Genomic DNA, 12,821 nt, shown 5'->3' with positions numbered 1-12,821 from the left:
GTCTCCGTCAGTCTCGGATGAAATGGGGTTTGAAGCGCGACAGATCCTGGGTGATCCGTCCGCGATCCTCGCGAATGCCGATGCCGGCGCAGTGCTCCCCCGCGATCCAGGCGCCGATCACGGGGCGGAAGCCGCCGAAGACCGGCAGCGGGTGATAGGCCTGCGCGATGCGCGGATGCTTGGCATAGCTGTCATTGCTGGCCGTCTCGGTCACCGCGCCGTCCTCGACGATGCTGATCGACGCCCCCTCTCGCGAGAAGATCGGCTTCAGCACATGACCGCGTGCCATCGCCTCCGAGGCCCGCTCGAGCCGGGCGGCAGTTTCCGGCGACGGGTCGGTCAGGTCGCTCTCGAAGAAGGCGGGCAGCAGGTTGGGGTGGTTCTCGAACATCTCCCACAGCACCGGCAGAATGCCCTTGTTCGACAGGATCGCCTTCCACGGCGGCTCGATCATCCGGCACTGCGCGGTGGCGAGATGGGCGGCGTAGTCGTCGCGCAGCAGGTCTTCCCAAGGATAGAGCTTGAACAGGGTGCCGATCACCCGGTCCTCGTCGTCGAGGAACTGGCCGTCCTCGCTGACGCCGATCTTCTCTAGATCGGTGTAATGCGCGCCGAGCCCCGCCTCGCGCGCCGCCCAGCCAAGCGCCTCGACGGTGGCGTAATCCTCGGGCGCGCCGGAAAGTGCGGTGAAATGCAGCTGCGTCTCGGGGGCGAACATCGCGCCCAGCCGCTCGACGATGGCCTCGTGGATGCCGTTGAACTGGTCGTCGCCCTCGCGCAGCACGCCGAGCGCCTGCTGGTCCTCGAACCACTGCCACTGGAAGGCCGCGCTTTCGTAAAGCGAGGTCGGGGTGTCGGCGTTGTACTCCAGCATCTTGGCCGGACCGTCGCCGCCATAGACCAGATCGAAGCGGCCATAGAGCTCGGGCTCGCCGTCCTGCCAGCTTCGCGCGATGTAGTCGCGATGCGCCTCGGGGATCTCCAGCCGGTCGAGCAGCTCCTCCGAACCGATCACCCGCGCGACGGCTTCGCGGCAGAGCCCGTGCAACTCGGTGGCGGGGTCCTCGATGCGCTCTTCGATTTCGGCCAGCGAGAAGCAATAGGCCGAAGCCTCGTCCCAGTAGGGCTCGCCATGCATGTCGGCAAAGGTGAAGCCCTGGTCGGCGGCCTTGTCGCGCCAGTCCGGGCGCTCCGGCAAATCGAGCTTCTGCACCTGTGGTCCTTCCTCCTGTCGCCGCGCCTTTCCGAGGGCGGCGGTGTTGCGCGATATATGGGCAGTTCGCGCGGGATTGTGAACCTTGGAAACGGAAAAAGGCGCCGCGCATCCCCACGCGGCGCCTGTCCCCGTCATGCCGGCGCGGGCCGGCTCAGCGCGACATCATCAGCTCCGGCAGGAAAAGGGTGATCTGCGGGAACGAGAGCAGCAGGGCCAGCACGACGATCTCCATGCCGAGGAAGGGCAGGATGCCGCGAAAGATCGTGCCGAGCGGCACCCGGGTCTGCGCCGCGGCGACATAGGCGTTGAGCCCCAGAGGCGGCGTCAGCAAGCCGATCTCGACGGTCTTGGTCACCACGATGCCGAACCAGACCGGATCGTAGCCCATCGCCATGGCGGTCGGGAAGGCCAGTGGCATGGCCAGCGACAGGATCGCGAGCTGATCCATGAACATGCCCATCACCAGCAGCACGAGGATGATGATCGCCATGATCAGCTCGCGCGGCATCTCGGTGGTGGCGACGAACTCCAGCATCGCGTGGGTGATGCGGGTGAAGGCGAGGTAGTTCGAGAAGATCGCCGAGCAGGCCACGATGGCCACGATCATCACCGTGGCACGGATCGCGCGGCTGACCGAGGTGCCAAACTGCACGAAGCTGAGCGTGCGCTGAAGCATGACGATGATGAGCGAGCCCATCACCCCGAGCGCCGCCGCCTCCGAGGGTGAGGCCAGCCCGCCATAGATCGCGCCGATCACCGCCAGAAGCAGCACCACCATCGGGATCACGTGCACGCTCTGGCGCAGCGCGCCCTTCAGTTCGAACGGATCGCCCTTCGGGGCCTGGTCGGTGGTCTGGGCGATGATCTTGATCACCAGCGCGAGGCCGGCGGCGGTCAGGAAGCCCGGCACGATGCCGGCGATGAAGAGCTTGCCGATCGAGGTCTCGGTCAGCACGCCGTAGACCACCAGCACGATCGAGGGTGGCACCACCACGGCGAGCGTGCCGCCGACGCTGACCACCGCCGCGGCGAGGCGGTCTGAATACCTGTGGGCGCGCATCTCCGGGAAGGCCGAGGCCGCCATGGCCGCGGTCGACGCGGTCGAACTGCCGACCAGCGCAGCAAGGATCACCGAGGCCGCGACGGTGGCGATGGCGAGCCCGCCCTTCGCGTGGCCGATCCAGCGCTGGCAGGCGATGATGGCGCGGCGCGTGACATCTCCGGCGGTCAGCAGCTCTGCCATCAGGATGAAGAGCGGGATCGCCACGAGGATGAACGACGCGGAGGTGTCAAAGAAGGTGCGTTCGAGCACCGCCAGCGCCGGGCGCATGCCGAGTTGCGCGGCGAGCCCGGCGGTGCCGGCAATGCCCATGGCGAAGGCGATCGGCACGCGGAACACCATCAGGGTGGCGAGCAGCAGCAGGATGGCGAAGAAGGTCAGCATGAAGGGTCCGTGCGCGTCTTGAGGGGCGGGCAGCCGCGCGATGATCGCGGCTGCCCCGGGATGGTCTTCAGCTGCGGCTCAGTTGCCGGTGAGTTCGCTGTAGGTCTCGAGCACCGAGATCGCGCCGTCATTGTCGATGCGCTCGACCCAGTCGGTGCTGACGGCGCCGGTCGCCTCGGTCACGGCGGCAAGCTCCTCTGCCGAGAAGCTGTAGGTGTCGATGCCCTCGGCCTTCCACTCCTCGATCAGCCCGGCGACCGAGGCGTCCTGCGCCTGAGCCACGTGCGCCGCGGTCTCGGCGCCAAGGCTGACCAGCTTGGCTTGCGTGTCGGCGGGCAGCCCGTCGAACAGGTCACTGCGGATCACCATGACGAAGCTGTAGCCACCGAAGGAGCCGTTGGTTGAGATGTGGCTGACCACCTCGTTGAGCTTGTAGCCCGGCACCGAGGCGAGCGGGAAAAGCACCGCGTCGAGCCGGCCTCGCTCGACCGCGGTATAGACCTCGGGGCCGGGGATCGAGATGCCGACCCCGCCGAGGCTGCGTGCGGTCATCGCCTGGGTCGAGCCCGAGGTGCGGATGTCCTGCGAGGCCCAGTCCGCGGGCATCCCGAGGCGCGTCTTGGCCAGCACCTGGTAGGGCGGCAGCACGAAGCCGAAGACCGGCGTGACGCCCGCGGCGAGGAACTCGTCGCGCAGCGGGCCGGCCTCGAGCATGGTCTGCAATGCCTGGGTGCCCTCGGCGGCCGAGCCGTAATAGCCCGGCAGCGCCACCACCGAGTTCAGCGGCAGCACGTCGGCGTGGTAGGGTGTGCCCAGAAGGGCGGCGTCGAGAATGCCGTTGTTCACCGCGTCGAGCTGCGCCTTGGACTTGGCCGCCTGCTGCGAGGGAAAATGCTCGAAGCCGATCTCTCCGCCGGTGGCCTCCTCCACCGCCGCCATCCATTTCGTCGTGCCCTCGACCGACACGATATGCGTGGTCGACTGGAAATCGCCCAGCCGCAGGGTTTCCGCCGCAAGCGGCGCCGCCGCGAGGGTCAGAGCGGTGCCCAGCACCGCGATCATCCGGGTCTTGGTCGTCATGGTGTCTCTCCTCCCTTGAGAAATCATCACAGGTCTGCCGGTTCGCGTCTCCTCAGCGCGTCGTGCAGCAGTCTCAGAACCAGCACGCCGCATCCCAGCGGGACGACGGCGTAGGCCCAGCCGAGGGGCCAGTCGACCACCCCGTATTCCACGTCTCCTTGCAGGATCGCCTCTAGGGCGAACTCGCCCGACATCACCGTCACCGCGCCGAAGAACAGCGCCGGCAGCAGCAACCGAAGCCGCGCCACCACCGCGCCGAAGGGGCCAGGCATCCGCTCGGGCGTGAGCTCGAGCGCCAGGTGGCCGCCGTCGCGGAACACCCGCGACAGCGACAGGCAGGCCAGCGCCGGCATCAGGAACAGCTCGGTCAGCTCGAACTGGATCTGGACCGGGCGGTTGGCGAACAGCCGCAACAGGATGTCGAGGTTGATCAGCCCGGCGACCAGCACCAGGCAGAGGCACCCCGCGATGTGCAGGATGTCCTCGAGTTTTCTCAGTCCGGTCTCAAGCATCGGCGCTCCTCCCTAGCCGCTGCGTGATGGACGGGCGCTCAGCGCTTCGGCAGTTCGACAATCGCCGAGCCCATGGCCGAGAGCTCTCCGTCCTGCTGCTCCGCGCGTTGCTGGATCTCCAGCAGGAAGCGGCCGTCCTCTTCGAATTTCCGCACCACGGTGCCGTGGATCAGAATGATGTCGCCTTCGGGGTTGTGCCGGCGGACCTGGCACTTGGCCTGCCGCAGAAAGCCGTCATCGCCCATCCAATTGGTGATCTGATGCGTCAGCCACGAGGTCCGCTCGGGGCCGTAGTCATAGGCGCCGGGGGCGCCGACCTCGAGCGCGAACTCCTCTTCCCAATGCACCCGCTCGGGGCAGTCGGGAATGCCGAACTTGTTCTTCGGGCCGGCGCTCGGGTGCTTCTGCTGTAGCTGCCATGCCAGCTTGTTGGCGCGGATGTAGAGGCCGCCCCAGCCCTGGGCGTAGGCGATGAAGCCGGTGGCCGTCATCGGGCCCTTCACCATGGTGGGCAACTCCTCGCCCTCGACCACGTCATCCCAGTAGCGGGTCTCGGCGCCGCGCACCGTCTCGTGCTCGTAATACTTGTAGTAGCTGTCGAGCTCTTCCTGGGTCCAGACCTTGCGCCCCTTGGCCTTGGCCTCGGTGTACTTGGTGCCGTTCTCGCGCGCCTGGTCGCGGTCGGTGCGGAAGCACCAGCTGTCGGCATCGGCCACCAGATCGCCGGTCGCCGCGTCGTAGAAATCTACGTGGTAGATCTGCTGCACGGCGCGGCCGGCAAAGCGGGTCTCGTGCTCGATCAGATCCTTGAGATAGGCTTCGGTGCGGAATGCCATGTTCCGGGTGATCGTCTTGTGCCAGTTCCAGTTCGCGCCAGACCACATGGCGTGCACCCCCGGCAGCCCCCCGACATAGCCGGAGATGATGCGATTGGTGGCAAACAGAAAGCTCGGCAGAGCGATCACGTCGCCATGCCTGGTGCCCGCGGCATAGTCCGGGTCGCACCAGAGCGGATTGTCGTCGCCGATGCCATGGGCATAGTGACGGATGTTGTCGCGTGTCGCCTCGTAGCACCACGGCTCCACCGTCTTCTCGATCTTCACGCCAACGCGCTGGCGCAGGTCGTCGAGCCCCTCCTGGGTGATCTTGGGGAATTTCCTCTGGGTCATGTCGTTCATTTACGTCTCTCCTCGAACGTCTGTGGCGGGGCGGATCACTCCGCGGTCTCGAATGCCTCGGCCTCGCGGTTGCGCAGGATCTTGCGGTTGACCTTGCCGGCGGGGGTCTTCGGCAGCTCGCTGACGAAGACGATCTGGCGGGGGTATTCGTGGCGGGCGAGCCGGGCGCGGACGTGGTCCTGGATGTCCTGCACCAGCGCGTCGGCCTCGGCGCCTGACGGGGGCGCGGCGTGCTTGAGAATGATGTGGGCCTTGACGACGAGGCCGCGCACCGGATCGGGCGCGCCGATCACGCCGCATTCGGCCACCGCCGGGTGGCTCAGGACGGCGTCCTCGACCTCGACCGCGCCGATGGTCCAGCCGGCCGAGATGATCACGTCGTCCGCCCGGCCGCCGTGGTAGAAATAGCCGTCCTCGTCGACCCGCCCGAGATCCTTGGTCGGGAACCACTGGCCGCGCTTCCTCACCATCAGCTCGCCGGTCTCGCCCGGCGCGGCGGGGCTGCCATCGGCGCGCTGCACCTCGACCTCGACCCCGGGCACCGCCTTGCCCATGGCACCGTCGCGCACCTCGAGATCGTTGGCGCCGGGATAGTTGGCGATGATCACGCCGATCTCGGTGGTGCCATACATCGAGCGCACCTTGGTGCCGAAGACGCGTTCGACATAGGCGGCGGTCTCGCTGTCGATCGGCTCGCCGGTGAACGAGAGCTTGTCGAACTGGTAGGTGAAGCGCTCGGCCTGACCGGAATTGCGCATCATGCGGTAATGGGTGGCGGCGGCGGTGAGGTTGGTGATGCGAAAATCCTGCAGCGCCTTCAGTAGTCGGACGGGATCGAACTTGCCGCTGAACGTGCCGGTCGAGACCCCCATGGCCAGCGGCGCCAGCGTGCCATGCCAGAGCCCGTGGCCCCAGGCCGGCGAGGACGGGCAGAAGAAGCGGTCGCCGGGGCGGATGCCGGTGGCATAGAGCGCGGCGACCATCAGCGTGACGATCGACTGGTGCGAGTGCTGCACTGCCGCCGGCAGCGCGCGGGTGGTGCCGGAGGTGTATTGCAACACCGCGAGATCGCTGCCGGCGGTGTCCCAGTTGAAGCGGGTGGGCAGAGCGTCGAGTCCCGACAGGAAGTCATCGTCGACGACGGTCACGTTCTGCGCGCCGCCCTCGATCGCCTCGGGCGCCTTCTCGGCATTGGCGAAGAAGATCTTCGGACGGCAATCGCCGACCCGCAGGCGGATGCCGTCGGGACCGAAGAGCGAGAACATCGGCACCGCCACCGCGCCGGCTTTGATCACCCCGAAGAGCGCGCAGTAGAAGGCCAGCGACGGCTCGATCATCACCGCGATGCGGTCGCCCTTCGCGACGCCCCTGCCGGCGAGGTAATGCGCGATCTGCGACGAGCGGCGTGACAGCTCCTCGAAGGACATGACCTCGTCGCGCCCATCCGCATGGGCCACCCGCAGCGCCACCGCGTCGCCCTTCACGTGCCGGTCGATGCACTCGTGGGCGATGTTGAAGCGCTCCCTCGTGCCGTCGAACAGCTCCCACAGCCGGTCCTTGGAGTAGTGCGTCTGGGCATCGGCGTAGGACGTGAAGTCCACAAGGCTGGTCATCTGGTCGTGCCTCCTAGGTCGCGGTCGGGGCTGGCGCAGGGCGCTGCGTCCGGTTCGTTGACAACGGTAGGGATCGCAGGCAATCATTGTCAATACGCTATTATTATTGTATATAGGCAATGAAATCTGGCGAAACCGAGGATGGACATGACCACGGAACAGGCATCATCAGGCAGCAAGCGGGCGGTTCCCGCAGTGACGCGCGCCCTTGCGATATTGAGGTTTCTGGCCCGTTCGGCCGAGCCTGTGGGGGTCAACCCGATGGCGCGCGAGCTCGAGCTGGTGCCAAGCACCTGCCTGCACATCCTGCGGGTGTTGCAGGACGAGGGGCTGGTGGATTTCGATTCGGCCACCAAGCGCTATTCGATCGGCGTGGGCATCCTGCCGCTCGCCCGCTCGGCGCTTCAGCGCAACACCTTCTCGGTGCTGATCCAGCCGAAGCTGTCGGAGCTGTCGCAGGCCTTCGGGGTCACCAGCATCGCCACGCAATTCGCGGAGCCGGCGCAGATGATCGTTGTGGCGCTGTCGCAATCGAGCATGCCGTTCCGGCTTCAGGTCGACCTCGGCAGCCGCTTCCCGGCGCTGATCAGCGCCACCGGCCGTCTCTTCGCGGCGCATAACGTGCCCGACCCGGAGAGCCTGCGCGCCCGCTTCGACAAGCTGGTCTGGGACCATCCGCCAAGCTTCGAGCACTGGCTCGAAGAGGTGGCCGAGGCGCGCCGCCGCGGCTACGCTCTGGACCGGGGGAGCTATATCTCGGGGGTCACGGTGATCGCCGTGCCGGTATTCGGGCCCGGCGGGCGGATGATCCGCTCGCTCGTCGCCATCGGGATCTCGGAGCGGCTGGAGGACCGCGAGATCCCGAAGTTGGCGCAGGCCATGTGCGCCATGCGCGACGAGGTCCAGGATTTGCAGATCGACGCAGGGAACTAGGAGGGGAGCAGAGATGCGTGAGGAGGAGGTCAGTCCCGAGGGCTGGAAACCGATCAATGTCAAAGGGTTCATCAACGAGATCGGGCCGCTCTTGCGCCCGCTGGAGCGCGGCGAGGAGGAGGTCTACGCGATGCAGGCAGAGGCACGGCACCTGAACCCGCTCGGGCTGGTGCATGGCGGCGTGCTGACCAGCCTGCTCGATCAGGCGGTGGCGCTTGTCGCGTGGAACGCCTGCGACCGGCAGCCGACGGTCACGGTGCAGATGGACACCCGGTTTCTCGGCGCGGCGCGCGCCGGGGATTTCCTCGCCACCCGCGCCAGCCTGCGCCATGCAACGCGCTCGCTGCTCTTCGTCGACGCAAGCGTGAGTGCCGGCGGAGCGCCGGTGGCGGCGGCCTCGGCGATCCTGAAACGCACAGCCAAGACGGGACAGAGCACATGACCGACAGCCAGACGCAGATGCGCCGGGGTCCGCTTGCCGGCATCCGTGTGCTCGATTTCTCGCGCATCCTCTCGGGGCCCTATGCCAGCATGGTGCTCGCTGATCTCGGAGCCGAGATCATCAAGATCGAGCCCATGGGCAACGGCGACGACACCCGGAACTTCCCGCCCTTCCAAGGCGGGCTCAGCCACTACTACATCGCGCTCAATCGCAGCAAGAAGAGCCTCGCGCTCGATCTCAAGTCCGAGGATGGCCTGCGCATCGCGCGCGAGCTTGCGGCGACCTGCGACATCGTGCTGGAGAACTTCCGCCCCGGCGTCATGGATCGGCTGGGCCTCGGCTACGAGACCCTGCGTGACGGCCACGAGGCGCTGATCTATTGTTCGATCACCGGGTTCGGCGCGAACAGCCCGCACAGCGACAAGCCCGCCTTCGATATCGTGGCGCAGGCGCTGTCCGGCGTCATGAGCGTCAACCGCGAGCCGGGGCAGGCACCGAACAAGCTCGGTATTCCACTGGGCGACATGGCGGGCAGCATCTTCTCGCTCTTCGGGCTGCTCGCCGCCCTCCACGAACGCAACGCGACCGGGCAGGGGCGGCACGTCGAGGTGGCGATGCTCGACAGCATGATCGCGCTGCAAGGCTACCTCTCTCAGATCTACTTCGTCAGCGGCGAGAGCCCGCAGCCCGTGGGCACCCAGCATCCCAGCATCGTGCCCTATGGCTCCTATCCCACCGCCGACGGTCACGTCATCGTGGCCTGCCTGACCGAGCGCTTCTGGCACAATTTCGCCCGTTGCATCGGCCGGGCCGAGCTGATCGACGATCCGCGCTTTGCCGCCTACGAGGCACGTCTGGCGAACCGCGGTGCGCTCGAGCCGCTGATCCACGAGGCGATGGCGGGAGAGGGCACCGCCTACTGGCGCGCGCGGCTGACCGAGTTCGACGTGCCCAACGCTCCGATCCTGTCGATCGGCGAGGCGCTGGAGCAGGAGCACGTGGCGGCGCACGGGCTGATCGAGGAGGTCGACCACCCCGAGGCCGGCGCGCTGCGGCTGGTGCGCGGGCCGATCCTGTTCGACGGCGAAGGGCCCTCGCCTGCGACGCCGCCCTCGCTGCTGGGCGCGGACACGGCAGAGGTGCTGCGCGAGGGGCTGGGTTATAGCGACTCCCAGCTGCGCGCACTCGAGGCGCGCGGTGTGCTGTCCTGCGGCGTCACGCAGCCGGACCGCAAGCAAGAGGTGTCGTGACGCGCCGCCGCCCGGGCCCGCGCGGCTGATCCCGCCCAGGCGCATGTTGCAGCGTGCCGAGGGGCCGGGTCACTCCGCCGGGCGGCGCTGCCGGGATGTGCGCCGGTTGACCCAGGCTTTCAGGCCCCGTTCGGCGGGGCGTTCGAAATAGATGAACAGCACCAGAGAGGCGACGATGGCCAGCGCGAACGCCGCTGCCGCGACGAAGAGATCGCGGTGGGGAAGGTCGCCGATCAGCCGGTTGCAGATCCGGATCGCGGGCTGATGGATCATGTAGAGCGCGAAGGACGTCTCTCCGAGCAGCACCATCGCCCGCCCCGACAGGATGCGGCAAAGCGCCGGGGCGCGGTCGAGATGGACATAGAGCAGCAGTGTCACCACCGGCAGGAAGAACAGCGACATGCGCACCGCCTCGGGGATGCTGTCGGCCACGAACATCGCTGCGAAGAGCAGCGCCCAGGCAAGCGGCAGCGCGCTCCGTGGCAGGCGCAGCCCCCGTTGCCAGAGGTCGTAGAGGGCCATGCCCGCAAGGAACTCGAGCAGGCGAAACCCCGGGAAGATGTAGAACACCCAGTGTCCCACGGTGCGCTCTCCGACGAGGATGACGCTGTTGTAATGCGTGACCGCATAGGCCGCGCAGGCCGCAACGGTCATTGCCAGAAGCGCGGTCAGCAGCCAGCGCCTCGGGGCGGCGACAAAACAGAGCGGAAAGAAGCACAGGTAAAAGAACATCTCGTTCGAAAGCGACCATGACGGCGCGTTGAGCGAGAGGTAGTAAGTCGAATCCGGCACCCAGGATTGCAGGAAACTCAGGTTGAGCAGCGCCACCGGGGCGGTGAGGTTGTTGCGCCAGATCCCGACCAGCACATAGGGCAGTGCGGTAGCGAGGTGCAGCGGCGAGAGCCGCGCGAGGCGCAGCGCCATGAAGCGGCCGTAGGTCATGTCACCGCAGGTGATGCGGGTGGCGTAGGAGTGCGACAGCACGAAGCCCGACAGCACGAAGAAGAACGAGACCCCGACAAAGCCCTGCGCGAGCATCGTCTGAAGCCAGTCTGGCGCCGAGGGCCATGGCACGTGACTTAGAAAGACCAGCAGGGCCGCGATGAAGCGCAGGCCGGTCAGCTGGTCGAGCCGGGTCACGTCGCCGTTGGACATCAGACAGGCCGACGACAGGGAGGCCGGGTGGCACGCCGCGAGGGGCGCGGCGGCGGCCGGTCGAGGGGGCAGGGAGGCTGACGCCATATCCGTCTTCCAGGAGTGGCGCATGCGCCAGGGGGCCGCCGCGCCATCGTCCGACGCGGTGGTTCATGAGCGGAGCGCCGGGGGGCGCTCCTGCCCGGGAAAGCCGGACGACCGGCGTTAACTTTCGGCGACTGTTCCATGCTGCGGACACCGGAAGATGCTGACATCGCGTTCGAGATACAGGGGCTTGCGGGCGCTGAACTCGGCATCGAGCACGCAGCGCGCCTCCATGTCCGCAAAGAAGCCCCGCATCAGATCAGAAGGCACTTCGTCGCGCATGTACGGCAGGTTCTTGACGACGAAGACCGAGAAACCCTGATCAAGCCAGTAATCGAGCTGCCACTCCTCGCGCTGCGGTGGCCAGGCGTGGGCCTGGACCACGTAATCTTCAGCGTCCTCGTCGACGCCTTCGAGGCCGTACATCACCGTCGGCATCCCGATGTAGAACACCGCGCCGGGCACGTTCTCGCGCACGAGGCGCTCTTCGCTGAGCTCGGGCATCACCACGTCGTATTTCGCCGCCAGCCGGTCCCAGCGCGCGTGCTCCATGGCCTGCGCCTCCATGCGCTTGGGCAGGTTGGTCTCGAGCATGGTCATGATGCGCTCATCGGCGTAATCACGCGCGATGCGGGTGTCGACCTCCTCGCGGATCGCGGGGGCGTTGGCCTGCCGCAGCGGGATCGCGGCGTTCGAGGCGCTGAGCACGAGTCCAACCGCCAGCGCCGCCGTGGCGCCAAAGCGCAGCACCGGCTGCGGCGCGGCGCTGAGCCCCGCGAGCGCCAGCGCGGCGAGCAGAGCAAGGCCGGCGAAATTGGCGATCCAGAGATGCTCGGGCTGGCGCGATCCCACCAGCAGCGCCGTGCCGACTGTGGCCAGCACCAGTGCGATCCAGACCACGATGAGCAGCGGTTTGTGGTCGAGCCTGACGCCCGGCAGCAGCAGCGCCAGCGGGGCCAGCAGCGCTGCGACCAGCCAGACCGGGTTGAGCCCCAGCACCGGCGTTGCGAGCCGGTCGAGCAGGGTCACAAGACCCACCGTGCGGTCTGCGTCGCCGGTGACCGACATCACCGCCTGGATCTTCTGGAACTCGAGGAAGCTGGCGAAATCGAGCACCAGGCCGATATTGAGGATCGGCCATGCGATCGCGGCGGTCAGCAGGATGCGACCGACCGAGGCGGCACAGGCCCGGCCGCCCTCGCTCCGTGCGATCAGGAGCCAGTATCCCAGCGCCAGCGGCGCGAGGATCAGGACGCCGGATTGCTTGAAACTGACGGTCAGCACCGCCATCAGCGCCACGATCACGTCCCAGCGCCCCGGGCGCGGGGTGTCGAAACGCACCAGAGTGGCCCAGATCGTCGCGATCAGGGCGGTGGCCAGCGCCACGTCGCCCTTGGCGATGTTCGACATGAAGACCCCGAGAGGAAAGAGCGCCCCAACCAGCCCGACCGCGAAGGCGCGGTCGCGGGCAAGCCCGGAGTGACGGGCAATGCCGTAGAACAGCGGCGCGAGCAGCGCGCCGGTGGCGGCGGTCAGCAGCCGTGCGGTGACATAGAACGGCGTCGCATCCTCGAAATACTGGGCGCGGAAGCCGCTCGGACCCGACCACCAGTCAAGCACCTGCCCGAGGCCGAACAGCCCGGCCAATCCGATGGCGTTGAGGTAATTGATCAGGGGCGGATAGAAATGCTGCTCGGGCACCAGTTGCCCGGTGAGCACCTTCGCCGCCTCGTTGATGCGTTCGTCGCCGTGGAAATAGCCGTAATCCGCTCCAACCGCCCGCAGCAGAAATGCAACGGTGAAAAGAACGAGAACCGACACAGTTCCGACCCACTTCTGGCCCGTTATACTCATACCCATGATCCCTGGCCCTACCTGGGACCAGTCAAATACCATAGAGCCTCAATTCGAAAT

At 67.1% G+C, this 12,821-nt stretch carries 11 protein-coding genes; 3 read left to right on the top strand and 8 right to left on the bottom strand.

Translation table 11 applies throughout. From position 1 onward, the window contains the following. Nucleotides 1-7 precede the first annotated feature (7 nt). The 6 genes from JF542_RS05760 to JF542_RS05735 all read right to left on the bottom strand — a co-directional run bounded on the left by JF542_RS05760 (nucleotide 8) and on the right by JF542_RS05735 (nucleotide 7,043). On the bottom strand, nucleotides 8-1,213 hold the full coding sequence (locus tag JF542_RS05760; protein ID WP_207075085.1) for a glutathionylspermidine synthase family protein: 1,206 nt from the start codon (nucleotides 1,211-1,213) through the stop codon (nucleotides 8-10). Between the two features lie 154 nt (nucleotides 1,214-1,367). Continuing rightward, nucleotides 1,368-2,660 carry a TRAP transporter large permease gene (locus tag JF542_RS05755; RefSeq protein WP_207075084.1) on the bottom strand — a complete coding sequence of 431 codons (1,293 nt, stop codon included), beginning with the start codon at nucleotides 2,658-2,660 and terminating at the stop codon, nucleotides 1,368-1,370. 78 nt (nucleotides 2,661-2,738) lie between these two features. Continuing rightward, a complete protein-coding gene (locus JF542_RS05750; RefSeq protein WP_007802814.1) occupies nucleotides 2,739-3,740 on the bottom strand; it encodes a TRAP transporter substrate-binding protein in 1,002 nt (333 codons plus the stop codon). Nucleotides 3,741-3,766: 26 nt separating this feature from the next. Next, nucleotides 3,767-4,252, bottom strand: a complete 486-nt coding sequence (locus tag JF542_RS05745; RefSeq protein ID WP_207075083.1) for a TRAP transporter small permease — start codon at nucleotides 4,250-4,252, stop codon at nucleotides 3,767-3,769. A 38-nt stretch (nucleotides 4,253-4,290) separates the two neighbouring features. Beyond that, complete coding sequence (locus JF542_RS05740) at nucleotides 4,291-5,430, bottom strand: FAS1-like dehydratase domain-containing protein (protein WP_207075082.1); 1,140 nt, start codon at nucleotides 5,428-5,430, stop codon at nucleotides 4,291-4,293. 35 nt (nucleotides 5,431-5,465) lie between these two features. Then, the gene (locus JF542_RS05735) at nucleotides 5,466-7,043 is read right to left on the bottom strand and encodes an acetate--CoA ligase (protein WP_207075081.1); all 1,578 of its coding nucleotides are present in this window, start codon (nucleotides 7,041-7,043) and stop codon (nucleotides 5,466-5,468) included. A gap of 147 nt (nucleotides 7,044-7,190) precedes the next feature. Here JF542_RS05735 and JF542_RS05730 point away from each other — a divergent pair, with 147 nt between their 5' ends. Genes JF542_RS05730 through JF542_RS05720 form a run of 3 tightly spaced genes read left to right on the top strand, consistent with a single transcriptional unit; the run spans nucleotide 7,191 to nucleotide 9,668 of the window. Next, nucleotides 7,191-7,976: an IclR family transcriptional regulator gene (locus tag JF542_RS05730; RefSeq protein WP_207075080.1), complete on the top strand. Its 786-nt coding sequence runs from the start codon at nucleotides 7,191-7,193 to the stop codon at nucleotides 7,974-7,976. Between the two features lie 13 nt (nucleotides 7,977-7,989). After that, the gene (locus tag JF542_RS05725) at nucleotides 7,990-8,418 is read left to right on the top strand and encodes a PaaI family thioesterase (RefSeq protein WP_207075079.1); all 429 of its coding nucleotides are present in this window, start codon (nucleotides 7,990-7,992) and stop codon (nucleotides 8,416-8,418) included. Then, nucleotides 8,415-9,668, top strand: a complete 1,254-nt coding sequence (locus tag JF542_RS05720) for a CaiB/BaiF CoA transferase family protein (protein ID WP_207075078.1) — start codon at nucleotides 8,415-8,417, stop codon at nucleotides 9,666-9,668. Before JF542_RS05725 ends, JF542_RS05720 begins: the two co-directional genes overlap by 4 nt. Nucleotides 9,669-9,737: 69 nt before the next feature. Here the strand turns inward: JF542_RS05720 and JF542_RS05715 are convergent, their stop codons facing one another. Next, the gene (locus JF542_RS05715) at nucleotides 9,738-10,823 is read right to left on the bottom strand and encodes an acyltransferase family protein (protein ID WP_207075077.1); all 1,086 of its coding nucleotides are present in this window, start codon (nucleotides 10,821-10,823) and stop codon (nucleotides 9,738-9,740) included. A 204-nt stretch (nucleotides 10,824-11,027) separates the two neighbouring features. Next, nucleotides 11,028-12,761 (bottom strand): ArnT family glycosyltransferase, encoded by a 1,734-nt coding sequence (locus JF542_RS05710; protein ID WP_207075076.1) that lies wholly within the window; start codon nucleotides 12,759-12,761, stop codon nucleotides 11,028-11,030. Between the last annotated feature and the right edge of the window lie 60 nt (nucleotides 12,762-12,821).

Origin of the sequence: Salipiger bermudensis (assembly GCF_017309175.1) — a bacterium.
GTDB lineage: Bacteria > Pseudomonadota > Alphaproteobacteria > Rhodobacterales > Rhodobacteraceae > Salipiger > Salipiger bermudensis.
This window is presented reverse-complemented; position numbering and strand designations above follow the sequence as displayed.

Coding starts and splice junctions, on each gene's coding strand:
- JF542_RS05755 (WP_207075084.1), bottom strand. CDS start 2,660: ATGCTGACCTTCTTCGCCATCCTGCTGCTGCTCGCCACCCTGATGGTG.
- JF542_RS05750 (WP_007802814.1), bottom strand. CDS start 3,740: ATGACGACCAAGACCCGGATGATCGCGGTGCTGGGCACCGCTCTGACC.
- JF542_RS05745 (WP_207075083.1), bottom strand. CDS start 4,252: ATGCTTGAGACCGGACTGAGAAAACTCGAGGACATCCTGCACATCGCG.
- JF542_RS05740 (WP_207075082.1), bottom strand. CDS start 5,430: ATGAACGACATGACCCAGAGGAAATTCCCCAAGATCACCCAGGAGGGG.
- JF542_RS05735 (WP_207075081.1), bottom strand. CDS start 7,043: ATGACCAGCCTTGTGGACTTCACGTCCTACGCCGATGCCCAGACGCAC.
- JF542_RS05730 (WP_207075080.1), top strand. CDS start 7,191: ATGACCACGGAACAGGCATCATCAGGCAGCAAGCGGGCGGTTCCCGCA.
- JF542_RS05725 (WP_207075079.1), top strand. CDS start 7,990: ATGCGTGAGGAGGAGGTCAGTCCCGAGGGCTGGAAACCGATCAATGTC.
- JF542_RS05720 (WP_207075078.1), top strand. CDS start 8,415: ATGACCGACAGCCAGACGCAGATGCGCCGGGGTCCGCTTGCCGGCATC.
- JF542_RS05715 (WP_207075077.1), bottom strand. CDS start 10,823: ATGTCCAACGGCGACGTGACCCGGCTCGACCAGCTGACCGGCCTGCGC.
- JF542_RS05710 (WP_207075076.1), bottom strand. CDS start 12,761: ATGAGTATAACGGGCCAGAAGTGGGTCGGAACTGTGTCGGTTCTCGTT.